Annotated in this window: 26 protein-coding genes and 1 tRNA gene; 10 read left to right on the forward strand and 17 right to left on the reverse strand. The window is 57.7% G+C overall.

Going from position 1 to position 21,582, the window contains the following annotated elements; genetic code table 11:
• Positions 1 to 2: 2 nt before the first annotated feature.
• The 6 genes from pheS to IOD17_RS14510 all read right to left on the reverse strand — a co-directional run bounded on the left by pheS (position 3) and on the right by IOD17_RS14510 (position 4,544).
• Positions 3 to 1,019 carry a phenylalanine--tRNA ligase subunit alpha gene (gene pheS, locus IOD17_RS14485; protein ID WP_233685760.1) on the reverse strand — a complete coding sequence of 339 codons (1,017 nt, stop codon included), beginning with the start codon at positions 1,017 to 1,019 and terminating at the stop codon, positions 3 to 5.
• Positions 1,020 to 1,114: 95 nt separating this feature from the next.
• A complete protein-coding gene (rplT, locus tag IOD17_RS14490) occupies positions 1,115 to 1,471 on the reverse strand; it encodes a 50S ribosomal protein L20 (RefSeq protein ID WP_090505586.1) in 357 nt (118 codons plus the stop codon).
• Positions 1,472 to 1,496: 25 nt separating this feature from the next.
• Positions 1,497 to 1,691 carry a 50S ribosomal protein L35 gene (gene rpmI / locus IOD17_RS14495; RefSeq protein ID WP_079202156.1) on the reverse strand — a complete coding sequence of 65 codons (195 nt, stop codon included), beginning with the start codon at positions 1,689 to 1,691 and terminating at the stop codon, positions 1,497 to 1,499.
• A 60-nt stretch (positions 1,692 to 1,751) separates the two neighbouring features.
• Positions 1,752 to 2,303 carry a translation initiation factor IF-3 gene (gene infC / locus IOD17_RS14500; RefSeq protein ID WP_233685806.1) on the reverse strand — a complete coding sequence of 184 codons (552 nt, stop codon included), beginning with the start codon at positions 2,301 to 2,303 and terminating at the stop codon, positions 1,752 to 1,754.
• Positions 2,303 to 4,225, reverse strand: coding sequence for a threonine--tRNA ligase (gene thrS, locus IOD17_RS14505; protein ID WP_233685761.1), 1,923 nt, complete (start codon positions 4,223 to 4,225; stop codon positions 2,303 to 2,305). The genes infC and thrS overlap by 1 nt, the downstream gene beginning before the upstream one ends.
• Before the next feature lie 242 nt (positions 4,226 to 4,467).
• Positions 4,468 to 4,544, reverse strand: a tRNA-Val gene (locus IOD17_RS14510).
• Positions 4,545 to 4,729: 185 nt separating this feature from the next.
• On the opposite strand from IOD17_RS14510, the gene IOD17_RS14515 reads away from it, so the two are divergent.
• Complete coding sequence (locus IOD17_RS14515) at positions 4,730 to 6,013, forward strand: NAD(P)/FAD-dependent oxidoreductase (RefSeq protein WP_233685762.1); 1,284 nt, start codon at positions 4,730 to 4,732, stop codon at positions 6,011 to 6,013.
• A 66-nt stretch (positions 6,014 to 6,079) separates the two neighbouring features.
• Here the strand turns inward: IOD17_RS14515 and IOD17_RS14520 are convergent, their stop codons facing one another.
• Positions 6,080 to 6,769 carry a PA2778 family cysteine peptidase gene (locus tag IOD17_RS14520; protein ID WP_233685763.1) on the reverse strand — a complete coding sequence of 230 codons (690 nt, stop codon included), beginning with the start codon at positions 6,767 to 6,769 and terminating at the stop codon, positions 6,080 to 6,082.
• A gap of 207 nt (positions 6,770 to 6,976) precedes the next feature.
• On the opposite strand from IOD17_RS14520, the gene dusA reads away from it, so the two are divergent.
• Both dusA and tal read left to right on the forward strand, forming a co-directional pair.
• Positions 6,977 to 7,972: a tRNA dihydrouridine(20/20a) synthase DusA gene (gene dusA, locus IOD17_RS14525; protein WP_233685764.1), complete on the forward strand. Its 996-nt coding sequence runs from the start codon at positions 6,977 to 6,979 to the stop codon at positions 7,970 to 7,972.
• Positions 7,973 to 8,013: 41 nt separating this feature from the next.
• Positions 8,014 to 8,940 carry a transaldolase gene (gene tal, locus IOD17_RS14530; protein WP_233685765.1) on the forward strand — a complete coding sequence of 309 codons (927 nt, stop codon included), beginning with the start codon at positions 8,014 to 8,016 and terminating at the stop codon, positions 8,938 to 8,940.
• Between the two features lie 57 nt (positions 8,941 to 8,997).
• On the opposite strand, the gene rssC is transcribed toward tal, so the two are convergent.
• Both rssC and rssB read right to left on the reverse strand, forming a co-directional pair.
• The gene (rssC, locus tag IOD17_RS14535) at positions 8,998 to 9,480 is read right to left on the reverse strand and encodes an anti-sigma factor antagonist RssC (protein ID WP_233685807.1); all 483 of its coding nucleotides are present in this window, start codon (positions 9,478 to 9,480) and stop codon (positions 8,998 to 9,000) included.
• 8 nt (positions 9,481 to 9,488) lie between these two features.
• Positions 9,489 to 10,673, reverse strand: coding sequence for a two-component system response regulator RssB (gene rssB, locus IOD17_RS14540; protein WP_233685766.1), 1,185 nt, complete (start codon positions 10,671 to 10,673; stop codon positions 9,489 to 9,491).
• Positions 10,674 to 10,888: 215 nt separating this feature from the next.
• Here rssB and IOD17_RS14545 point away from each other — a divergent pair, with 215 nt between their 5' ends.
• Positions 10,889 to 11,188, forward strand: a complete 300-nt coding sequence (locus IOD17_RS14545; protein ID WP_233685767.1) for a PilZ domain-containing protein — start codon at positions 10,889 to 10,891, stop codon at positions 11,186 to 11,188.
• Between the two features lie 65 nt (positions 11,189 to 11,253).
• On the opposite strand, the gene IOD17_RS14550 is transcribed toward IOD17_RS14545, so the two are convergent.
• Entirely contained in the window at positions 11,254 to 11,955 is a 702-nt protein-coding gene (locus IOD17_RS14550; protein ID WP_233685768.1) for a VacJ family lipoprotein, read from the reverse strand.
• A 211-nt stretch (positions 11,956 to 12,166) separates the two neighbouring features.
• On the opposite strand from IOD17_RS14550, the gene IOD17_RS14555 reads away from it, so the two are divergent.
• Both IOD17_RS14555 and IOD17_RS14560 read left to right on the forward strand, forming a co-directional pair.
• A complete protein-coding gene (locus tag IOD17_RS14555; RefSeq protein ID WP_233685769.1) occupies positions 12,167 to 12,877 on the forward strand; it encodes an HAD family phosphatase in 711 nt (236 codons plus the stop codon).
• A 141-nt stretch (positions 12,878 to 13,018) separates the two neighbouring features.
• On the forward strand, positions 13,019 to 13,285 hold the full coding sequence (locus tag IOD17_RS14560; protein WP_233685770.1) for a DUF4404 family protein: 267 nt from the start codon (positions 13,019 to 13,021) through the stop codon (positions 13,283 to 13,285).
• A gap of 47 nt (positions 13,286 to 13,332) precedes the next feature.
• Here IOD17_RS14560 and queF read toward each other — a convergent pair whose 3' ends face one another.
• The 3 genes from queF to IOD17_RS14575 all read right to left on the reverse strand — a co-directional run bounded on the left by queF (position 13,333) and on the right by IOD17_RS14575 (position 15,332).
• Positions 13,333 to 14,163 (reverse strand): NADPH-dependent 7-cyano-7-deazaguanine reductase QueF, encoded by an 831-nt coding sequence (gene queF, locus IOD17_RS14565; protein ID WP_233685771.1) that lies wholly within the window; start codon positions 14,161 to 14,163, stop codon positions 13,333 to 13,335.
• A gap of 93 nt (positions 14,164 to 14,256) precedes the next feature.
• Positions 14,257 to 14,955: an orotidine-5'-phosphate decarboxylase gene (gene pyrF / locus IOD17_RS14570; RefSeq protein WP_233685772.1), complete on the reverse strand. Its 699-nt coding sequence runs from the start codon at positions 14,953 to 14,955 to the stop codon at positions 14,257 to 14,259.
• A 143-nt stretch (positions 14,956 to 15,098) separates the two neighbouring features.
• Positions 15,099 to 15,332: a DUF1127 domain-containing protein gene (locus IOD17_RS14575; protein WP_233685773.1), complete on the reverse strand. Its 234-nt coding sequence runs from the start codon at positions 15,330 to 15,332 to the stop codon at positions 15,099 to 15,101.
• A 97-nt stretch (positions 15,333 to 15,429) separates the two neighbouring features.
• Here IOD17_RS14575 and IOD17_RS14580 point away from each other — a divergent pair, with 97 nt between their 5' ends.
• Positions 15,430 to 16,284: a LysR family transcriptional regulator gene (locus tag IOD17_RS14580; RefSeq protein ID WP_233685774.1), complete on the forward strand. Its 855-nt coding sequence runs from the start codon at positions 15,430 to 15,432 to the stop codon at positions 16,282 to 16,284.
• On the opposite strand, the gene IOD17_RS14585 is transcribed toward IOD17_RS14580, so the two are convergent.
• Complete coding sequence (locus IOD17_RS14585; RefSeq protein ID WP_233685775.1) at positions 16,274 to 17,029, reverse strand: sulfite exporter TauE/SafE family protein; 756 nt, start codon at positions 17,027 to 17,029, stop codon at positions 16,274 to 16,276. The two genes, IOD17_RS14580 and IOD17_RS14585, sit on opposite strands and share 11 nt — an antisense overlap.
• Positions 17,030 to 17,134: 105 nt before the next feature.
• Between IOD17_RS14585 and IOD17_RS14590 the strand changes: the two genes are divergently transcribed.
• On the forward strand, positions 17,135 to 18,091 hold the full coding sequence (locus IOD17_RS14590; RefSeq protein WP_233685776.1) for a LysR family transcriptional regulator: 957 nt from the start codon (positions 17,135 to 17,137) through the stop codon (positions 18,089 to 18,091).
• A 70-nt stretch (positions 18,092 to 18,161) separates the two neighbouring features.
• Here IOD17_RS14590 and efp read toward each other — a convergent pair whose 3' ends face one another.
• Together efp and earP are read right to left on the reverse strand one after the other, a co-directional pair.
• Entirely contained in the window at positions 18,162 to 18,734 is a 573-nt protein-coding gene (gene efp, locus IOD17_RS14595) for an elongation factor P (RefSeq protein WP_233685777.1), read from the reverse strand.
• A gap of 46 nt (positions 18,735 to 18,780) precedes the next feature.
• Positions 18,781 to 19,914, reverse strand: a complete 1,134-nt coding sequence (gene earP / locus IOD17_RS14600; RefSeq protein ID WP_233685778.1) for an elongation factor P maturation arginine rhamnosyltransferase EarP — start codon at positions 19,912 to 19,914, stop codon at positions 18,781 to 18,783.
• A gap of 366 nt (positions 19,915 to 20,280) precedes the next feature.
• On the opposite strand from earP, the gene IOD17_RS14605 reads away from it, so the two are divergent.
• Complete coding sequence (locus IOD17_RS14605) at positions 20,281 to 20,517, forward strand: type II toxin-antitoxin system ParD family antitoxin (protein WP_233685779.1); 237 nt, start codon at positions 20,281 to 20,283, stop codon at positions 20,515 to 20,517.
• Complete coding sequence (locus IOD17_RS14610; protein WP_233685780.1) at positions 20,514 to 20,855, forward strand: type II toxin-antitoxin system RelE/ParE family toxin; 342 nt, start codon at positions 20,514 to 20,516, stop codon at positions 20,853 to 20,855. Before IOD17_RS14605 ends, IOD17_RS14610 begins: the two co-directional genes overlap by 4 nt.
• Before the next feature lie 26 nt (positions 20,856 to 20,881).
• Here IOD17_RS14610 and IOD17_RS14615 read toward each other — a convergent pair whose 3' ends face one another.
• Complete coding sequence (locus IOD17_RS14615; protein ID WP_233685781.1) at positions 20,882 to 21,568, reverse strand: hypothetical protein; 687 nt, start codon at positions 21,566 to 21,568, stop codon at positions 20,882 to 20,884.
• Between the last annotated feature and the right edge of the window lie 14 nt (positions 21,569 to 21,582).

Below are 21,582 nucleotides of genomic sequence, written 5' to 3' on the forward strand. Positions count from 1 at the left end.
CGCTAGCGAAATTGCGCCAGGAACCGCAGGTCGTTATCGAAGAACAGCCGTAAATCGTTGACGCCATAACGCAGCATGGCCAGGCGTTCAACGCCCATGCCGAAGGCAAAACCGGAGTATTTTTCCGGATCAATACCAGACATGCGCAGCACATTCGGATGCACCATGCCGCAGCCCATGACTTCCAGCCAGCCGGTCTGCTTGCACACGCGACAGCCTTTTCCGCTGCACATCACACACTGCATATCGACTTCAGCCGATGGTTCGGTGAAGGGGAAGAAGGACGGGCGGAAACGCACACCCAGCGGCTTCTCGAAGAACACCCGAAGGAACTCCTCGATGGTGCCTTTGAGGTCAGCAAAGCTCACACCTTCGTCTACCAGCAGGCCTTCGACCTGGTGGAACATCGGCGAGTGAGTGATATCGGAGTCACAGCGATAGACACGACCCGGACAGACGATGCGAATTGGTGGCTGCTGCGACTCCATGGTGCGCACTTGCACCGGCGAGGTGTGAGTACGCAACAACATGTTCGCATTGAAATAAAAGGTGTCATGCATCGCCCGCGCCGGGTGGTGGCCTGGGATATTAAGGGCTTCGAAGTTGTGATAGTCGTTTTCGACCTCAGGCCCCTCGGCAATGCCATAGCCAATGCGCGTGAAGAACTGCTCCACACGCTCCAGAGTGCGCGTGACGGGATGCAGGCCACCAGATGCCTGACCACGCCCCGGCAGGGTTACGTCAATCTTTTCGGCGGCGAGCTTGGCGCTCAGCGCAGCCTGTTCCAGCATGTCTTTACGGCTGTTCAGAGCATCCTGAACCTTATCCTTAGCAGCATTGATCAGCGCACCGGCTTGCGGGCGCTCTTCTGCCGACAGGTTGCCCAGGGTCTTCATCACCTGAGTCAACTCGCCTTTCTTGCCCAGATAGTGAACCCGCAGCTGTTCGAGGGCATTCACATCGTCGGTGTGGCTAACGGCCTCAAGCGCTTGCGAGACCAGCACATCCAGATTTTCCATTTACAGACTCCAGATACGAAATAGGGGAAGAGCTTGAAGGCTCTTCCCCTATTGGTGACGTTTAGCACCGGGCGAGCCCGGTGATTGTCGGGGACTTAAGCCAGTACGGCTTTCGCTTTCTCGACAATCGCAGCAAACGCCGCTTTTTCGTTCACTGCCAGATCAGCCAGAACCTTGCGGTCGATCTCGATGGACGCTTTTTTCAGGCCGGCAATGAAACGGCTGTAGGACAGACCGTTAACACGAGCACCAGCGTTGATACGAGCGATCCACAGAGCGCGGAACTGGCGCTTCCGCTGACGGCGGTCGCGGTAGGCGTACTGGCCTGCCTTGATCACAGCCTGCTTGGCAACGCGGAACACGCGCGAACGCGCACCGTAGTAGCCTTTAGCGAGTTTCAGAATTTTTTTGTGACGCTTACGAGCGATAACGCCGCGCTTAACACGAGCCATGAGTAATTTCCTCTATCTTGACCGATTAACGAACGCGCAGCATGCGCGCCACTTTTGCTACGTCAGACGGGTGCACCATGGTGCTACCGCGCAGTTGACGCTTACGCTTGGTGGACATCTTGGTCAGGATGTGGCTCTTGAAAGCGTGCTTGTGCTTGAAGCCATTAGCGGTTTTGAGAAAACGCTTGGCTGCACCACTCTTAGTTTTCATCTTTGGCATGTTCGGATACTCCGCATTCAGTTGATAAACATAACCGCAAGGCCTGCCGTGCCCTGGTGGTTACTTCTTCTTTTTGGGGGCGATGACCATGATCAGTTGGCGTCCTTCCATCTTTGGATGCTGTTCAACGGTGCCGTATTCGGCGAGGTCATTTTCGACCCGCTTCAACAACTCCATGCCCAGCTCCTGATGCGCCATCTCACGGCCGCGGAATCGAAGCGATACCTTGGCCCTGTCCCCATCACTAAGGAAACGTACCAGGTTGCGTAGTTTTACCTGGTAATCCCCTTCCTCCGTCCCTGGACGAAACTTGATTTCTTTAACCTGAATCTGCTTCTGGTTTTTCTTTGCAGCAGCAATCTGTTTCTTCTTTTCGAAGATCGATTTGCCATAGTCCATGACTCGGCAAACCGGTGGAACCGCATCGGCAGAAATTTCCACCAAATCCAGCTTGGATTCTTCGGCGATTCTAAGCGCTTCATCAATCGAGACGATGCCAATTTGCTCGCCGTCAGCGCCAATTAACCGAACCTCGCGTGCCGAGATATTCTCGTTGATCGGGGCCTTCGGTGCAGCTCGTTTATCTTGTCTCATATCACGCTTAATAATGATTACTCCAAATCTTGGCGACCACGCCGGGAAACCGCCTGCGCGAGGAATTCAGCGAATTGAGTGACGGGCATCGAGCCCAGATCAGCACCTTCACGGGTACGCACGGCGACAGTTTGCGTCTCAACTTCCCGATCTCCGATAACCAAGAGATAGGGAACCTTGAGCAAAGTATGCTCGCGGATTTTAAAGCCAATCTTCTCGTTCCTCAAGTCAGACTTGGCACGAAAACCGCTTTGGTTGAGCGTTTTTTCCACATCCAGAGCAAAATCAGCCTGTTTGTCGGTGATATTCATCACCACCGCCTGAGTCGGCGCCAACCAGGCCGGGAATGCACCTTCGTAGTGCTCGATCAGAATACCGATAAAACGCTCGAACGAACCGAGAATTGCCCGGTGCAACATGACCGGCACCTTGCGGCTGTTATCCTCAGAAACGTAGCTTGCCTCCAGACGCTGCGGCATATTCGGATCGTACTGCAGGGTACCGCACTGCCAGGCACGACCGAGACAATCCAGCAGCGTGAACTCGATCTTCGGACCGTAGAACGCTCCCTCGCCCGGCAAGTATTCCCAGGGCAACCCTGCATCATTCAGCGCATCAGCCAGCGCCGTCTCGGCCCGATCCCAGAATGCATCATCCCCCACCCGCTTGGCCGGGCGCGTGGACAGCTTCATCTTGACGTCACTGAAACCAAAGTCCGAATAAACCTGCAGAGTCAGCTTGATAAAATCCGCCGCCTCTTTCTTCACCTGCTCTTCGGCGCAGAAGATATGCGCATCGTCCTGCGTGAAGCCGCGTACACGCATGATGCCGTGCAGCGCACCGGACGCCTCGTTACGGTGGCAGGAACCAAACTCGGCCAGGCGCAGCGGTAGCTCGCGATAGCTCTTGAGCCCCTGATTGAATATCTGCACGTGACACGGGCAGTTCATCGGTTTGATCGCGTAGTCACGACTTTCCGACTCAGTAGTAAACATGTTGTCGGCGTAGTTACCCCAGTGCCCGGACTTCTCCCAGAGCACACGGTCAACCACCTGCGGCGTACGCACTTCCTGGTAGCCGTTCTCGCGCTGCACACCGCGCATGTACTGCTCAAGCACCTGATAGATGGTCCAGCCATTCGGGTGCCAGAACACCATACCCGGAGCTTCTTCCTGGGTATGGAACAGATCGAGGCGCTTACCGATCTTGCGGTGATCGCGCTTCTCGGCCTCCTCAATGCGCTGGATATAAGCCGCCAACTGCTTCTTGTCAGCCCAGGCCGTGCCATAAACACGCTGCAACTGCTCATTCTTGGCATCGCCACGCCAGTAAGCACCGGACAGCTTGGTCAACTTGAATGCCTTGAGGAAACGCGTGTTCGGCACATGCGGACCACGACACATGTCGACGTATTCTTCGTGGTAGTACAAGCCCATGGCCTGCTCGTCCGGCATGTCATCCACCAGACGCAGCTTGTAGTCCTCACCGCGAGCGGTGAACACATCAATAACCTCAGCGCGCGGCGTCACTTTCTTGATGACGTCGTAATCCTTCTCTATCAGCTGCTGCATGCGCTGCTCGATTGCCGCTACATCATCTAGAGTAAAGGGGCGCTCGGAAGCGATGTCGTAGTAGAAACCTTCATCAATGACCGGACCAATCACCATCTTGGCTGTCGGAAACAGCTGCTTAACGGCATGCCCGATCAAATGCGCACAGGAGTGGCGAATGATTTCCAGGCCTTCCTGATCTTTTGGCGTAATGATCTGCAGGGTGGCGTCGCTTTCAATCAGGTCACAGGCATCGACCAGCTTGCCATTAACCTTGCCAGCTACCGTGGCCTTGGCCAGACCAGCACCAATAGATTGCGCCACCTCAAGTACGGATACCGGGTGATCGAACGAACGTTGACTGCCGTCGGGAAGAGTAATGATGGGCATGGCGCCTCCTCTCCTAGTGGTGACCTCTACCAAAGGCCACATGGGTTGGGATGAGCCAGTAAGCGATTCGGCGGTATACCTGCCATACAGTGGCGGGAGCTTTTCAGCCAACCAAAACCAAACCGGAGTCACTGGAGGTTTGAAACAACGATTAACCGCGTGGATGCTTGCAGAAAGCCTGGCTTGCTGGCAAGAACCCAATAAAAAAGGGCCGCCTAAGCGACCCTTTTTTCTACCAAATCTGGTAGGCACGATTGGACTCGAACCAACGACCCCCACCATGTCAAGGTGGTGCTCTAACCAACTGAGCTACGTGCCTACGATGGGTGCGCATTCTACGACCGCGGGAAAAAGTGTCAACCTATTTTTTCGCTAACTGCCTGAATAACTGAATTTTTTACTGTTCTATGCTGCGTTTTATATTTCGCACAGGCCACTAGCCGAGCATTTTCAACTCAGGTAGCATCCGCTTATTCGTAAAAAATAAAGAACAGAGGTTGCAAAATGGCGCACACAGCTTATCCACAATCCTATTATGCGGCCTCTGCCAATCCGGCTCCGCCGCGCCCAGAATTGAATGGTGAAGTCGAAACTGACGTGTGCATCGTCGGCGCTGGCTATACCGGCCTATCAACAGCCATCGCCCTACTGGAAAATGGCTTCAAAGTCAGCATCGTCGAAGCCGCCAAGGTCGGTTTCGGCGCCTCTGGTCGCAACGGCGGGCAGATCGTTAACAGTTACAGCCGCGATATCGACGTGATCGAGCGCAGCGTCGGCGCCAAACAAGCCAAACTGCTGGGCGATATGGCCTTTGAAGGCGGCCGGATCATCCGCGAGCGCATCGCCAAGTACAACATCCAATGCGACCTAAAGGATGGTGGCGTCTTCGCGGCCAACACCCCCAAGCATATGAAGCACCTTGAGTCGCAGAAAAAACTCTGGGAGCGCTACGGCCACACTCAGCTGGAACTGATGGATGCCAAGCGCATCCGCGAAGTGGTGGACAGCGACGTTTACGTAGGCGGCATGCTGGACATGAGCGGCGGCCATATTCATCCGCTCAACCTGGCTCTGGGTGAAGCTGCTGCAGTCGAATCGTTGGGCGGCGTGATCTATGAACAATCCCCGGCAATCCGCATTGATCGTGGCGCCAACCCTGTCGTGCACACCCCCAACGGCCGGATCAAAGCCAAGTTTGTGGTCGTCGCCGGCAACGCCTACCTGGGCAACCTGATTCCGGAGCTGTCGGCCAAATCAATGCCATGCGGCACCCAGGTGATCACCACCGAGCCACTGTCCGCCGAACTGGCGAAAAGTCTGCTGCCGCAGGACTACTGTGTGGAAGACTGCAATTACCTGCTCGACTACTACCGCCTGACCAGCGACAAACGCCTGATCTTCGGGGGTGGCGTGGTCTACGGCGCACGCGATCCGGCAAACATTGAGGCCATCATCCGACCGAAGATGCTCAAAGCCTTCCCGCAGTTGAAAGATGTGAAGATCGACTACGCCTGGACCGGCAACTTCCTGCTGACCTTGTCACGCCTGCCGCAGGTTGGCCGCCTGGGCGATAACATCTATTACTCACAAGGCTGCAGCGGCCACGGCGTGACTTACACTCACCTGGCTGGCCGGGTGTTGGCCGAGGCCTTGCGCGGCCAGGCCGAACGTTTCGATGCATTCGCCGATCTGCCGCATTACCCCTTCCCTGGCGGCCGCCTGTTCCAGGTGCCATTCAGCGCCCTGGGCGCCTGGTACTACACCCTGCGCGACAAGCTGGGGATTTAAACCCTCCCAGATAACAAAAAACGGCACCCTGGGTGCCGTTTTGCGTTTTACCTCCAACCATCTGTACTACAGCTCCGCATCCGGCCAGACCTGACGCGCCGCACGCAATGCCCGCTGTGCAGCCTCGTTGCGACCTTGCTGCTGCAACTCGCGCGCCGCCTGCAGCCACACCTGCTCGACAGGTTGCGCAGGCAATTGGCTGGCAGGCTGAACCAACACCGCCCAACGTCCCGCTTCGCTCCAGGCATCATCAAAACGGGCGAAGCTGGTGTACCAGCGCCGACTGTTACCAGAACGCAACACCAGCGTCCGTTCGCGCTGGTCATACCCCACCAATACCGCGAACTGCGAACCGGGGCCAGCAAACATGCGGTCCTGCATCAACAGCACCGGATGCCCCGCAGACACCTGTTGCAACAAGGCGTCCAGGTTACCTGGCAAGGGGTAAACCAGCAGATCGTATGAACGTGCCACTCTCTCCAGCCCAGCTTGCGGACTCTGCCCCTTGGCCAGTTGCTGAATACGCTCATCGACCAACCCCGGACTACTGATCACACCATAGTGATTGAGCAGAGCAGCCAATGCCGAAGGCCCGCCTTGCGCATCACTGAGCTGGAAAAACGGCACATCCGCCAATTCCACGCGCTCCGGCAAACGCTTAGTCTCAGGCAGCAGCTGCGGCCCACCAGCACAGGCACTGAGCAAACAGAACATGGTGATCGGCAGAAGCTTTATGGCGCGTACAGGCTGGAACATGGCTCACTCACTGGCAGACTCGTGGCGCAGAGCATAGCGATGAAGCGCCGCAGCCCCAAGCCATCCGTGCAAATTCGCCCCAGCTCACAGACCGAGCGACGCAGAAAAACCGAAACTCTGTACAGCCTGATAAACTGCCGCACCTCGCAGCGCAGACCGTACGCCCAAACGCGGCCCGCCACAGCCCTGAAAAATAGAACGACGCCGATGCCCGACTCCCCCGCTCCGCCCATCAGTTTGTCCCGCCGCTTCTCCGTTGCACCGATGATGGATTGGACAGATCGGCACTGCCGCTTCTTCCTGCGCCAGCTGTCCCAGCATGCGCTGCTGTATACCGAGATGGTTACCACCGGAGCCATCCTGCATGGAGATGCAGCATGCTTTCTCCGTCACAGCGCGGCGGAATACCCACTGGCCCTGCAGCTGGGCGGCAGTGTGCCGACGGATCTGGCGGCCTGCGCCAAGCTGGCGCAAGCGGCGGGTTATAACGAAGTCAACCTCAACGTGGGCTGCCCCAGTGATCGGGTGCAGAACAATATGATCGGCGCCTGCCTGATGGGCCATCCGCAGTTGGTCGCCGACTGCGTGAAAGCCATGCAGGACGCGGTGGATATCCCGGTCACGGTGAAACATCGGATAGGCATCAACGGCCGTGACAGCTATGCCGAGCTGTGCGACTTCGTTGGCACGGTGCGCGAGGCTGGCTGTCGCAGTTTCACCGTACATGCGCGCATTGCCATTCTCGAAGGGCTCTCGCCCAAGGAGAACCGCGAAATACCGCCACTGCGCTATGAGGTCGCGGCGCAGCTCAAGCAGGACTTCCCCGAGCTGGAAATCATTCTTAACGGTGGCATCAAGACTATGGAGGATTGCCAGCAGCACCTGCAAACCTTCGATGGCGTGATGCTGGGCCGCGAGGCCTACCACAACCCTTATCTGCTGGCGCAGGTTGACCAGCAGCTGTTTGGCTCTTCGCGCGCCGTGCTGGGCCGTTTCGAGGCGATGCAGAGCATGCGTGAGTACATTGCTGCGCACCTCGCCGAAGGCGGCAGCATGCACCACATCACCCGCCATATGCTCGGCCTGGGCCAGGGCTTCAATGGCGCACGACGCTTTCGCCAACTGCTCTCAGTGGACATTCACAAAACCGACGCGCCGCTTGCGCTGTTCGATCAGGCGGCGCAATTGCTGCAAGGTCGCTGACTCGGGTAATGTCGCTGCATCTGCAACGACAAGGCTGTGTCATGACCTCCAAGCTGGATCAACTCAAGCAGTTCACCACCGTGGTCGCCGATACCGGCGACCTCGAAGCCATCGCCCGCCTGAAGCCGGTCGATGCCACCACCAACCCATCCCTGCTACTGAAAGCCGCCGCCATGCCCGGCTATAGCGCGCAGCTTAAGCATGCCGTCCAGACCAGCCAGGGCGATCTAGGCCTGGCCTGTGATCATTTTGCCGTCGCAGTGGGTGGGGAAATCCTCAAGATCATTCCGGGGCGAATCTCAACCGAAGTGGACGCACGCCTGTCTTTCGACACCCAGGCGACACTGCGCCGTGCCGAACGCCTGATCGGCCTGTATGAAGAAGCAGGCATCGGCCGTGAACGCGTACTGATCAAGATCGCCTCGACCTGGGAAGGTATTCGCGCTGCCGAGCAACTGGAGAAAGCCGGCATTCAGTGCAACCTGACCCTGCTGTTCGCCTTTGCCCAGGCGCAGGCTTGCGCCGACGCTGGGGTATTCTTGATTTCGCCCTTTGTCGGGCGCATTTACGACTGGTACAAAAAGGCCGAAGGCCGAGACTTTGTTGGCACCGAAGACCCCGGCGTGCAGTCGGTCACCCGTATCTATAACTACTACAAGGCCAACGCTTATCAGACTGTGGTGATGGGCGCGAGCTTCCGCAATATTGGCCAGATCGAACAACTGGCTGGCTGCGATCGCCTGACCATCAGCCCCGAACTGCTGCAGCAACTGGCCGATGATCAGCAGCCACTGGCGCGCCTGCTCAACCCTGGCAAAGCTGCCGAAGCCAAGCAGAACCTCGGCGAAAGCCAGTTCCGCTGGGCCATGAATGAAGATGCCATGGCCACGGAAAAACTCGCCGAAGGCATTCGTCTGTTTGCCCGCGATCAGGAAAAGCTGGAAAAACTACTGACCGCCCAAGCCTGAATGGCCTAAATGCAAACGGGGCGCTCAGTGAGCGCCCCGTTTGTTTAGCGAATCGTATTAGTGATGCTCGAGGGCATTGACCAGATCGTGGAAGGCTTCACGATTGGACTCATTCAAGCCCATCAGAATCCGGTGCGCTTCAAGCACCTTGGCTCGTACCAGCTCTTCCGATTGATCCTGCGACGGCAGATCGTCCAGACAATCCGGGCACGGCACCGGCGTGTCGACGATATTGAACACCTGATCGAATCCCATCGACTGCAGCAGACGGGTAATATCGGCGTGGGTGGTCACTACGGTCGGCAGCAGACCGATTTTCTGCCGCGACAGGATCGACAGCTTGGCCAGCAGCCCAAGGGTCGTGCTGTCGATGCTGCGGGTTTCGGTCAGATCAATCACGATGGCTGAGAAATTCAGCGCGGTGAAGATCTTCTCAATGGTCGCATCCAGGGCCGAACACAGCGTCAAGCGCACTTCACCAACAAACTTCAGGATGAAGGTGCCATCTTGTTCGGCAAACTGGATTCTACCGGGGTTTATCCCAGGGTTCATGCAAGGTTCCTGCTTAACACCAGCAAGGCAATATCATCCGGCATATCCCCCAGATTGGCCAGCCCAAAAGCCTTGCGCAAGCCATCCAGGGTGCCGCCCGCAGAACTCACCAGCTGCGGCAGCAGGGTTTCCTTGTCTTTCAAGGTATCGCCGGGCAACAGATCGAGGATGCCGTCGGAGAGCAGCGTCAGGCTGAAGGCCTCAGGCAGTTCAAGTTCCAGATCGTTGTATTCGGCCTCGACAAACAGCCCGACCGGCAAGCCGCGCCCTTCCAAATAGCGCGCCTGACCATCGCTGTAGAGCACCGGCAATGGCAGATGGCCACCAATGCTGTAGGTCAGACGGTTATTGGCCTGATCGATGACACCGCCGAGCATGGTCACGTGCTTGCCCAACTTGCAGTTGATCAAGCCGCGGTTGATATGCCCGAGCACTTCAGAGGGTTTGAAATCCGGTAGGTTGCCGCCGCGGCGCGACTCATACAGCAGGCGCGTGGTCATAAACTTCAGCAGCACGGTGATAAATGCCGAAGAGGCGCCATGCCCGGAAACATCGGCCAGATAAAAAGCAATACGGCTGTCATCGACCCGGAAGTAGTCAACAAAGTCGCCGGACAGGTACAACGACGGAATGATCTGGTGGGCGAAGTTCAGGCCATCCGCTTGCCAGGGAGTCACAGGCAGCATGTTCATCTGCACCTGGCGCCCGGCGTTCTGATCCTCCTGCAACAGATGCAGGCTGGCTTGCAGTTCGCGGTTGGCAGTTTCCAGTTCTTCGCGATAGCGCTGGTTTTCCAGACGCAGACTCGCACGATCCAGAGCACGGCGCACCGAGTGCTCCAGCACAGCCAGGTCGGCCAGGGGTTTGATCAGGTAGTCGGCAGCGCCCAGTCGCAAGGCTTCGACGGCATCGCTCATCACGCCTGCGCCGGAAACCACAATCACCGGGGTTTCGACCTGCAGGGCATTGATACGACGGATCAGTTCCAGACCATCGACTTGCGGCATGCGCAGATCACAGATCACCAGATCCGGTGACTCGGCACGAAAGACGTCCAGCCCCTGCAAACCGTTGTTGGCTTGCAGCACCTGAAAACCACTGTCTTCCAGGTAGGCGGCGAGGCTCGCACGCACTACGTCGTCGTCATCGATTATCAGCAGCGTGGCACTGGTTTTGTGCATGGGGTATCCAGGCAAACTGCGCCGGGTGTGGGTTGGCTTATGCGTCAGGCCGCCGGCCTGCACGCGCGAACTCGGCTTGCATCACGGCGCAGACGGTACTCCCATCCGCTACGTGATTCAAGCGTGCACCAGTCGTCGTAACACGACTTTACACCTCAAATCGGCCAAGGTTATAAGAGCTGCAGGACAACCCCCATAACAAGAGGAAAGTGCCCATGAGCCAGAATGATCGTGCTTACAGTGAGAAACGCGATTACATCCGCATGCGGCTAGAGGCACCTGTTACCCTGCACCATAACGGCCAGGAGATTCCTGCCCTGTGCCTCGACCTGTCCAGCACCGGCATGCAGCTTGAAGCAGGCAGCGCCGTGCAGATGGGCGACAAGGTACGCATCCACATCGCCTCCGAGCACAACGAGCTGCGCGGCCTGGACGCTCAGGCCGAAGTGGTGCGCGTTACCGCTCTGGACGATGGCCGCCAGGCATTGGGGTTGGCGATCATTTCCATGAGCTGAGTTGGCTCAAGGCAAACAAAAAGGCGGCCATCACGGCCGCCTTTTGCATTATCTGCATGCAGCAATCAGAAGTCGTCCTCGACTTCACCGTCGCGCACTTTGAACTCACGATTCTGCAGATAAGCATTGCGTACAAAGATGTACTTGTCGCCACTGACCAGACGCTCAGCCGACAGCAGCCGGGCCCGTACATCGACCGCCTGCACACCACTTACGACATTGCGCGTGGGCACATGATCAATGTGCATGGGTGCAGTCAGCATGGCATCCGGCACCTTGCCGAACGCATCACGCACACTGCTTGGGCCCATCAACGGCAGTACCACGTACGGCCCGCTATTGAGGCCCCAGACACCCAGAGTCTGCCCGAAGTCTTCATCGCTGCGTTGCAGGCCCATGGCGCTGCCGACATCGAAGAAGCCCAGTAGACCGAAGGTGGTGTTGAAGATCAAACGGCCACTGTCGACACCCGCATCATGCAGTTTGCCTTGCAACAGGTTGTTCGCCAGGTTGCTGACATCACCAATGTTGCGGAATACGTTGCGCACGCCATCCTCGAAGAATTGCGGCGTCACCGCCTGATACCCCTTGGCCAACGGCTTGAGGGTGTAGGCATCGACGTTATCGTTGACCTTGAACATAAAGCGGTTGTAACCCTGCCATGGGTCGCCCTCATTGGCTTGGGCCGATACTGGCAGCAATAGCATGCCGGCACAGGCAACCAGCAGGCCCAATCGTTCAATCCAACTCGCACCGGTCACACGCATTTACAGTCGCTCCTTGAAAACGCTCAAGCCGCTTGATTCAGCAGCCACATCAGGTGGCGCAGTATAAGGCGGCAACGGCCAAAATAGGCAGCATAGCGGATGAACAAATAGCTGAAAAATCCTGCCTGCCCTGCCACCTGCTGCACTCATCCGTCACCATCCTGTAACGCCGAGTCGCTAACGTGGACTAGACCATTCTCAAGGACGGCCCATGCCCAGCACCTCGCCTTCGCCTGCATTCAGCGCCATCTTGTTCAGCCTGTCCGGCTGCCTAGTGGATTTCGGTGCCCGCAGCGTACCGGTCACATTGCAACGACTCTACCCGGCGATAGCGGAACCACGCAGCCTGGCCCACTGCCTGGGGCGAGAACCGCAGCCCGAAGAGTGGCGAGCCTACCAACAGACCCTCTGCCAAACTGCGCAGGCGCATGCCGAAGCCACGCAGGCCGCCATACCACTGCTGGCGCAACTTCGTCAGCAAGGAGTGCCCTGCGCCTGGCTGGATGACCTGCCGCGTGATGCCGGCATCTGCCTGGCCAGCGCACTGCCGGACTGGCTGCCAGGCACGCCAAATCGCAGCCATCGCCCCTGGCCTGCACCGGACGCCATCTGGCTCAGTCTGATGGAATTACAGGTTGAGCAACTCACTGGCTGCGTGCTGGTCAGCGGTGAACCACGGTTGCTGCAGGCAGCACTGAATGCCGGAATATGGACCATCGGCCTGGCCATCTGCGGCCCCCTTTGCGGTCAGGCTCCGGCAGACTGGCAGAGCCTGTCGATAAGCGCGCGTGACCGCCTGCGCAGCCAGGCCACTCTGAGCCTGTATCGCCTGGGGGTGCATTCGGTGATCGATCAGCTCAGCGACCTGCCCACCTGCCTAGCCGATCTCAGCCTGCGCCGCCACAAAGGTGAAAAACCTTGAAGCAGCTTGCTGGGCAAGACATCGTCTGCGCTTGATCCAAAGCAAGCAAAGCCTCTTGGCTTGGATTAACCTGAAGACATGCCGAACCTTTCGCCTTCGCGCGAGGTCAGTCAATCAGTTGATCACAAAAGGGAGAACGCCATGCCTGCAAGCCGCCTGCAGCAACAACTGCAAGACCTGCGCGAGCAACTGGCCGAACAACCGCCACTGAGCGAAGAAGAACGCGCCGAGTTGTATGTACTGACTCAGGAAATTGAAGTGCAACTGGCTCGCCAGGCCGCCGCAGCCCCCGATGCCACCCTGATTGACGGGGTCAACCTGGCAGTCGAACGCTTCGAGGCCAGCCATCCGACCCTTGCCGGCACCTTGCGCAATATTGTGCAGAGCCTGGCCAATATGGGCATCTAAACGCACGTACCACTAACAAAAACCCCAGCTCTAGCTGGGGTTTTGCATTACTGGCGCACCAAGCGGCGGTTATCCGACGCAAGTGCTGCAGTGCTGCGATAGGGGTTGATATCCAGACCGCCACGGCGCACGTAACGCGCGTATACCGTTAGGTGCTCGGGTTTGAGCAAGCGCTGCAAATCGAGAAAGATCCGCTCCACGCACTGCTCGTGAAAATCCGCATGCTGACGGAAGCTCACCAGGTAAGCCAGCAGGCTGGCGTGATCCAGCGCCAGGCCGCGGTACTGCACCACCAGCGTGCCCCAGTCCGGCTGACCGGTAACCGGGCAGTTGGATTTGAGCAGGTGGCTGTGCAGGCTCTCCTCGATCACCCGCCCAGCATCACAGCGCAGCAGCTCAAGCTGTGGCTGCTCATAGTTGCTGATGGCCACATCCAGATCGTCAATGCAGATCCCTGGCGCGGCTTGCACACCTTCAGCCGTCACCTCAGCCAGGCTACGTACGCGCACGCCAACCGGTTTGCCGGCGGCTGCCGAGAGATCGTCTACCAGTACCGTCACCAGTTCATCAGCGCTGTTGAACACCGACTGATTCAGTGAGTTGAGGTACAGCTTGAAGGATTTCGACTCGATGATATTTGGCGAGTCGGCGGGAATGGAGAACTCGCCCATGGCCACCACAGGCTTGCCCGACGGCAACAACCAGGACAGCTCAAAGCAGTTCCAAAAATCCACACCCTGATACGGCAGCGTGGCGGCGCTTAGGCCCAGCTCCGCCCATTTCGCAGCACGCGGAATGGGGAATAGTAACGAGGGGGTGTAGGTCGCGATGTACTCGCTGGATTTGCCCAGTGGCGAATCTTCGGCGGCGGGATGCATGGAGAAAACCTGGCTAGTCGAAATACAGCGATTGTATACAGCTCTTCAGACAAATTCAGGCGGCAAGCGCGAAACCGAGCTTGCCGCGTAGCATCAGGCTAGCTCAGCCACTACAGCAGCCAACGCCTGGGCAGGATCAGCAGCCTGGCTGATCGGTCGCCCGATCACCAGATAGTCGGAACCGACATCCAACGCTTGGCGCGGCGTCAGAATGCGTCGCTGGTCATCCTGAGCACTGCCGGCCGGACGAATACCCGGCGTCACCAGTTGCAGCGCCGGATAAGCCGATTTCAGCGCCTGCGCTTCCTGCGCCGAACATACCAGGCCATCCAACCCCGCTTGCGCCGCCAACCCAGCCAGGCGTAGCACCTGCGCCTGCGGTTCGATATCCAGGCCGATACCCGCCAGGTCTTCACGCTCCATGCTGGTCAGCACAGTTACACCGATTAGCAGCGGCTTGGCACCGGCGAGCTTGTCCAGGTTCTCTCGGCAGGCCGCCATCATGCGCAGGCCACCCGAGCAGTGCACATTGACCATCCACACGCCCATTTCCGCCGCAGCCTTGACCGCCATGGCAGTGGTATTGGGGATATCGTGGAATTTCAGGTCGAGAAACACCTCGAAGCCTTTGCCCGCCAGCACATTGACGATATCCGGCCCGCAACGGGTGAACAGCTCCTTACCCACTTTTACCCGGCACAGCGCGGGATCGAGCTGATCAGCCAATGCCAGAGCGGCATCACGGGTCGGAAAATCCAGGGCAACGATAATCGGGGACTGACAAGCGGACATGGCGGACTCTCGGGCAAGACAAATTCGGCGCGCATTGTAGCGGATGCGCCACCCGTGCGCCGCTCCAGTGATCTGCCTGCTTAGCGCCCTTACCGCTGCATGTGGTGGCGTTGAATAAGTCGCGGGTTAAGCAACACGACAACTCAACGCGCCAGCGGATCATCCCAGAATGGCCGTTCGCTTTCCTGAATCACATCAGCCCGGCTCAAACCGAGGTCTTTCAATGCCGCATCATCGAGCATCGCCAAACGCCGGCGTTGCTCAGCCAACTGCCACCAACGATACAGCTGCCCGCCGATTGAGCGCAGCACAACCAATGGCCGCAGGGCTCGTGCACGCCCGCCAGCAACTACTGCATAACCTTTCTGACCTTTCATCTCGTCGCCCTCCTTGTGGGGTTGGCGACAGTCTCACGCGAGGCTTATGATCAATCCAACGAATGTTTCTTATGCAGTACATCTCAGAGATTGATGAATGGCCAGTTACCCAAGCATCGACAGCGAACTGCTGCGCACCTTTGTCGCGATTGCCGATCACGGCGGTTTTACTCGCGCCGCCGAGATGGTCAATCGCACGCAATCGGCCGTCAGCATGCAGATGAAGCGCCTGGAAGAGGACGTGCTGCAGCGGCCGCTGTTTCGTCGCGACGGCCGTCAGGTCAGCCTGACGGCCGAAGGCCAGCTGCTGCTCAGCTATGCCCGGCGCATCCTCAAGCTGCACAGTGAAGTGATGACCAGCATGCGCGCGCCACATATGGTCGGCACCGTGCGCATCGGCACGCCGGACGATTACGTGATGCGCTTTATGCCAGGCATTCTCTCACGCTTCGCGCAGCTCTATCCGTTGGTGCAGGTAGAGCTGCACTGCGAGCCGTCATTCCAGCTGTTGCAGCGCCAGGACCTCGACCTGACCATCGTCACCCGCGAGCCAGGCACCGAAATCGGCCAGTTGCTGCGCCAGGAACGCATCGTCTGGGCCGAAGCCCAAGGCTTCAGCCCGCATGAGCAGGAACCGCTGCCGTTGGCGATGTTCAACGCTCAGTGCTTTTGCCGCTCCTGGGCGTGCAACGCGCTGGACGCCATGGAGCGCGAATACCGTATTGCCTACACCAGCCCAAGCCTGTCAGCGATCATGGCGGTGGTCAGTGCGGGCCTGGCGGTTACCGCACAGCTGCAAAGCCTGATCACCCCGGATATGCGCATTATCGGCACGGCTGAGGGGCTGCCGGTGATGCCCTCCGCCAGCATCGTGCTGCTGCGCAACAGCCAGACCCAGTCCCAGGTGACAGAGACCCTGGCTGAGCAGATTGTCGAAGGCTTCAGACTTTAAGTGCAAGCAGCGCTGCACAGAGCAGCAGAAAGCCGGCAAACAACCCGCGCAACACCCGCTCAGGCAGTGCATGGGCGAACTTCACCCCCCAACTGATGCTAAGCAAACCGCCCAACGCCAGGGGGGCACCCAGCAACCAGTCAACGTGATCATGCAGGGCATAGGTCGCCAAGGTAACCGCCGTGCTCGGCGCCGCCAATGCCAAGGACAAGCCCTGCGCCACCACCTGACTGGTGCCGAAAACCGTGGTCAGCACCGGTGTTGCCAGCACCGCACCGCCCACACCGAACAACCCACCCAATAATCCCGCGCCACTGCCCAGCAGCGTCAACCAGGGCCAGGGGTAGCGCATCCCTACGGCAACCAGGGCCGGCTTGTTGAACAACCGCGACAGGTTGTAGGCCGCCAGTAGCACCAGAAAAACCACAAACCCCAGGCGCATGCGATCCGCATCCAGGGTGACAGCCCAGCCCGCCCCCAGTAAGGCAAACAACAAGCTGGTCAGCGCCAGTGCCAGGGCGTGGCGCCAATCGATGCGGTTACGCTGGTGATAGCGCCACAACGCCAACAACACATTGGGCACCACCATCACCAGTGCCGTGCCCTGAGCCAATTGTTGATCCAGGCCAAACAGCACACCAAGCGCCGGAATCGCGATCAACCCGCCACCAATACCAAACAGGCCGCCCAAGGTACCCAGAATCAGTCCAAGCAGCAGGTTCAAGGCAAAGTCGAGCAGCGTCATCATGGGTCTCCAGAAAGATGCTGAACAGCCTAATCACTCGCCACTGGCAGCGAAACGCATAGCAACGCACAATGGCTATGCATCAAACGCAAAGCCGAGCCCACCATGAACCCCGACACCCTGACCGATCAGTTCAGCCTATTTCTCGATGTGCTGGAAACCGGCAGTTTCTCTGCCGCCGCTCGCCGCCACCCGCTAACGCCCTCAGCAGTGGCTCGACGCATCGATGCCTTGGAGCGCTCACTGGGCAGCAGCCTGTTCAGCCGCAGCACCCACGCCGTTCGCGCCACGTCCGCCGGCCTGGCCTTTGCCGAACGTGCCAAGCGCATTCTCGCCGAACTGCACCTGGCCCGCGCCGAAGTGGTATCACTGAGCAGCGCGCCAGAAGGACTGATCCGCATTGATGCACCCGCCCCCTTCGGCCGCCGTCATCTGGCACCGGCCATCGCAGAGTTTCTAGTGGCCTACCCCGGCCTGGATGTGCAACTGCGCCTGATCGACAGCTTCGTCGACCTGCATGGCACACACCTCGGCGAAGTCGATCTGGTGCTGCGTATAGGCCCGCTGGCCGATACGCGCCTGGTTGCCACCGCGCTATCACCCATGGTCCGCGTCGTCTGCGCCAGTCCGGACTACCTGGCCCGATGCGGCGTGCCGCGCAGCCCAAGCGAGTTGCCGGAACATGACGGCCTTGACTGGGACAGCCTGGCCCCGCCCTACGCATGGCGTTTCGAGCAGGACGGTAAACTGCAACTGTGCCGACCCAAGCGCCTGCGCATGACTGCAAATAATGCCGAAGCGCTGCTGTTCAGCGCTCTCGCCGGCCTGGGCATTGCCCACCTGCCTACCTGGCTGATCAGTGATTACCTGCTACGCGGTGAGTTGCTGCCACTGTTCTGCGAAAACGGCTTGCCCGCTCCCGAACCCAGCGGCATCTACGCCCTGCGCCTTGAGCGTGAAACCGACTCGCGCAGCCGTCTGCTGCTGGAGTTTCTCAAAGCTCGTTTCGGCCCAGTAGCGCCCTGGGACCTGGCCCTGCAAAGCGGTTTGCAGCGCAGCTAAGGCCAAACGAGTGGCCACAAAAAAGCCCGACACAGGGTCGGGCTTTTTCTTCTCGCAAGTAACGCCAGTCTTAGACCGGTGCTTTAGCGCGGGATTTGTACTCGCCGGTACGGGTATCGATTTCGATCCAGTCACCGATTTCGCAGAAATCAGCCACTTTCACTTCGGTGCCGTTGTTCAGCTTGGCTGGCTTCATCACCTTGCCGGAAGTATCGCCACGAGCGGAACCTTCGGTGTAGGCCAGTTGACGCACGATGGTAGTCGGCAGGTCAACGGAGATCACTTTGCCTTCGAAGAACACCGCTTCGCAAACGTCGTTCATGCCTTCTTCGATGAACGGCAGAACGCTTTCCAGGTCTTCGGCGCGCAGTTCATAGGAGTTGTACTCCGGGTCCATGAACACGTAGTCGTCGCCACTGATATAGGACAGGTTCACTTCCTTGCGCTCAAGGATGACCGGTTCCATTTTGTCGTCGGCTTTGTAGACGGTTTCAGTCTTCGAGCCGTTGATCAGGTTCTTCAGCTTCATCTTGACGATGGCGCTGTTACGGCCGGACTTGGTGAATTCGGCCTTTTGGATCAGCCATGGGTGCCCATCGATCAGCGCCACGCTGTTAGGCTTCATTTCTTGTGCGGTTTTCATACGAATATCCGGGTTTGGATGGAGTGACAGAATTCTTGGCCGCGTATCATAGCCAATTTAGGTAAAACTGCACCAGCGCTGCCGCAAGATCGGCCTGAGAGCCCCGTTGCAGACACCACGTTTCGGCATGCGCCTGCTGCTCCGGCCAACTCTGCAGTAGCTGATTCCAGCTTTGCGCCACCGCACCGCCAGTATTCCAGGCATGCCAAAGATCGGTTATGGCCGCCTGCGCTTCCGCCGACAAGCCCTCTTTATAGAGCCCTAGAAATGCATCGAGCTTCTCCAGATGTACATCATCAGCCTGCTGATAGATGTGCCAGAGCAGCGGTCGACCAGCCCATTGCGCGCGGACGAAGGAATCTTCGCCGCGCACCACATTGAAATCACAACTCCACAACAAGCGGTCGTACTGATCCTGCGGCACAAACGGCAGCACCTGAACATGCAACTGACCGCGCTGAACGGTATCGCCGACCTGCAATACCGCGCCCCCCAGCCATGCCTGCAGACTGCTCAGTATGCGCCCCTCAGGCACCAGTAACTGAGTCTTCTGCACCCCGTTCGCCAACACCTCAAGCCAACCGGACAAGGCCTGATTTTCATAGGCAAACAGCGAGATCAACCAGGCACCCGCCACAGGCTCTACACCCAAACCACGCAAGAATGCCAGACGCGTGCCCTCGTCGGCCTGAAAAGCCCACCGCTGCGTCAGCAACTCACGCTCACGCAGCAAGCCGCCGCTACCGGCGGTAAACCCTGGGAAAAAGAAGAACTTCGACAGCCCATTGGATTGCAACGAAGGCAGGCCATGGCACCCTTCCACCCAATCTTCGGCGCTAAGGTACTCTAGGTTGAGCCACAGCACGTTGCGCTCACACCTGGCCATTGCCTCGATATAAGTGGCGGGCAGCTCACAGGCAAATGCCTCAATCACCACATCCGCCGGCTCAACAGCCTGCCAGTCAGCACGCCAGAAGCATATCTCGACCCCGTGCTGAACCTGCCGCAGCGCCTGCACATCGGCCTGTGGGCACAAGCGTACAAAAGCCCCCAGATCATCCACCCACAAGCGCACAGCCAGATCATGCTCGGCCACCAACTGCCGCGCCAGACGCCAGGTCACGCCAATATCGCCGTAGTTATCAACCACGCTGCAGAAGATGTCCCAGGTTGCGCGCATGCGCCGCTCCATCAAATCCCACACACACCATAAAGGCCGCTAAGCCAGGCGCAAACAGCAGAAACGAAAAAGCCCGACACGGGGTCGGGCTTTTCGTCAATCAATCTGGCGGTGAAGGTGGGATTCGAACCCATCACAACGCCAGCTCAATTCGTCACTATTCAGCCCAAATCAATGACTTACCGTCAGCCAGCGTATCAATCAGGCTCTATTCGGCCCAGTGTTTTCGACACTTTATCGACACATCAGCAGCCGGCAACTGCAAACAGGGCACTTCATGCAAACATCTGCAAGCGAGTCGCCATCATTCCACGAACCAAGCCAGCGGGTGTAGACTTTGGCAAAAATTGGCAAGAGGCATACCCAATGAGCACCATGAACATCTCCCTGCCAGACACGCTCAAAAGCTTTGTCGATGAGCAAGTGAACCAACGCGGTTATGGCACCAGTAGCGAATACGTTCGCGAATTGATTCGCAAGGATCAAGACCGCCAACACCTTCGTGGCCTGCTGCTTGCCGGTGCTGCATCCGCCCCCGCCGCCCCTGCTGATGCTGACTACTTCGAATCGCTCCGTGCCCGCGTGCGGAACGCTCAAGGATGATGCAAAAGCCAATTATCCCGCGCGAGCTGGCCAACCAAGACGTAGACAACGCCATTGCCTACTACTTGGAAGAACAGGCCGAGAAAGCTGCACTAGGCTTTATTGACGCCCTTGAACGAGCCTACAAACAGATTAGTCGCCACCCCGCCTCCGGCTCTGCTCGCTACGCCCATGAACTGGATCTACCCGGCCTACGCTCCTGGCCACTCCAGCGCTATCCCTACCTTGTGTTCTATGTCGAGCAAGACACACACATCGATGCATGGCGAGTACTACATGAGAAGACAGAAATTCCAAACTGGCTCACCGCATATAAACATGCCGCGCCCCGCATTTGAAATAATTGTTTCTTTTCAGAGAAGCATCAAACAACATCCAAAAAAGCTAGACTTACAACCTTTCCGCGCTCAAGATTAAACAACACCCTTTGAACACACTTTTCGCCCAAGCCATCTAAATATAAAAAATCACACTCGAAACAATCAATAACTTCCAGATTATCTCTTTTAAACTCAAACCAGAGCGTCATATCTTCATCTCTTTTCCATTTGCCCTGCTTGTTATTCCTATCAAAACTCTGCCCAACCATTTCACTTCTAACATCTATGCAAACTTCTTTTATATCACTCCCGTAATTATGCAAATACACAATAAGCTCACAATCATCCACACCAAAATACTGGAGAACCGAAGTGTCTAGACTAAAAATCGGCTGGGCCATTTTCTTTCGTTCTCTTCTTAACCCGGCCGCCTCTGCTTTAGCGAAAGCTATATCCTCTTGAGTAGCTTTTACCAATTCCTTCTGTTGCTCAACAGAATTTCGCAACTCTTCAGCTTGCATCCTGAGAGCCTCAGTACTTAACCGAAGCTCCTTACTTTGCTGGAAATACCCTATTACTAGCCAAAAAAAAGCCATTGGCGCAAAACTTCCAGCAAGAAAATCGCCCCACTCATTTAAGCCCAGCTGCAGAGCCGTATCAAAATTCAACCAGAAAACAACTGAAAAACCCAGAACCCATAATATTGTTACAACCATTCCAAATATCAACATAACGCCCCACCAAC

Source organism: Pseudomonas anguilliseptica, assembly GCF_021375795.1.
In the GTDB taxonomy this organism is placed as follows: Bacteria; Pseudomonadota; Gammaproteobacteria; order Pseudomonadales; family Pseudomonadaceae; genus Aquipseudomonas; species Aquipseudomonas anguilliseptica_A.

Coding starts and splice junctions, on each gene's coding strand:
- pheS (WP_233685760.1), bottom strand. CDS start 1,019: ATGGAAAATCTGGATGTGCTGGTCTCGCAAGCGCTTGAGGCCGTTAGC.
- rplT (WP_090505586.1), bottom strand. CDS start 1,471: ATGGCTCGTGTTAAGCGCGGCGTTATCGCTCGTAAGCGTCACAAAAAA.
- rpmI (WP_079202156.1), bottom strand. CDS start 1,691: ATGCCAAAGATGAAAACTAAGAGTGGTGCAGCCAAGCGTTTTCTCAAA.
- thrS (WP_233685761.1), bottom strand. CDS start 4,225: ATGCCCATCATTACTCTTCCCGACGGCAGTCAACGTTCGTTCGATCAC.
- IOD17_RS14515 (WP_233685762.1), top strand. CDS start 4,730: ATGGCGCACACAGCTTATCCACAATCCTATTATGCGGCCTCTGCCAAT.
- IOD17_RS14520 (WP_233685763.1), bottom strand. CDS start 6,769: ATGTTCCAGCCTGTACGCGCCATAAAGCTTCTGCCGATCACCATGTTC.
- dusA (WP_233685764.1), top strand. CDS start 6,977: ATGCCCGACTCCCCCGCTCCGCCCATCAGTTTGTCCCGCCGCTTCTCC.
- tal (WP_233685765.1), top strand. CDS start 8,014: ATGACCTCCAAGCTGGATCAACTCAAGCAGTTCACCACCGTGGTCGCC.
- rssB (WP_233685766.1), bottom strand. CDS start 10,673: ATGCACAAAACCAGTGCCACGCTGCTGATAATCGATGACGACGACGTA.
- IOD17_RS14545 (WP_233685767.1), top strand. CDS start 10,889: ATGAGCCAGAATGATCGTGCTTACAGTGAGAAACGCGATTACATCCGC.
- IOD17_RS14550 (WP_233685768.1), bottom strand. CDS start 11,955: ATGCGTGTGACCGGTGCGAGTTGGATTGAACGATTGGGCCTGCTGGTT.
- IOD17_RS14555 (WP_233685769.1), top strand. CDS start 12,167: ATGCCCAGCACCTCGCCTTCGCCTGCATTCAGCGCCATCTTGTTCAGC.
- IOD17_RS14560 (WP_233685770.1), top strand. CDS start 13,019: ATGCCTGCAAGCCGCCTGCAGCAACAACTGCAAGACCTGCGCGAGCAA.
- queF (WP_233685771.1), bottom strand. CDS start 14,163: ATGCATCCCGCCGCCGAAGATTCGCCACTGGGCAAATCCAGCGAGTAC.
- pyrF (WP_233685772.1), bottom strand. CDS start 14,955: ATGTCCGCTTGTCAGTCCCCGATTATCGTTGCCCTGGATTTTCCGACC.
- IOD17_RS14575 (WP_233685773.1), bottom strand. CDS start 15,332: ATGAAAGGTCAGAAAGGTTATGCAGTAGTTGCTGGCGGGCGTGCACGA.
- IOD17_RS14580 (WP_233685774.1), top strand. CDS start 15,430: ATGGCCAGTTACCCAAGCATCGACAGCGAACTGCTGCGCACCTTTGTC.
- IOD17_RS14585 (WP_233685775.1), bottom strand. CDS start 17,029: ATGACGCTGCTCGACTTTGCCTTGAACCTGCTGCTTGGACTGATTCTG.
- IOD17_RS14590 (WP_233685776.1), top strand. CDS start 17,135: ATGAACCCCGACACCCTGACCGATCAGTTCAGCCTATTTCTCGATGTG.
- efp (WP_233685777.1), bottom strand. CDS start 18,734: ATGAAAACCGCACAAGAAATGAAGCCTAACAGCGTGGCGCTGATCGAT.
- earP (WP_233685778.1), bottom strand. CDS start 19,914: ATGCGCGCAACCTGGGACATCTTCTGCAGCGTGGTTGATAACTACGGC.
- IOD17_RS14605 (WP_233685779.1), top strand. CDS start 20,281: ATGAGCACCATGAACATCTCCCTGCCAGACACGCTCAAAAGCTTTGTC.
- IOD17_RS14610 (WP_233685780.1), top strand. CDS start 20,514: ATGATGCAAAAGCCAATTATCCCGCGCGAGCTGGCCAACCAAGACGTA.
- IOD17_RS14615 (WP_233685781.1), bottom strand. CDS start 21,568: ATGTTGATATTTGGAATGGTTGTAACAATATTATGGGTTCTGGGTTTT.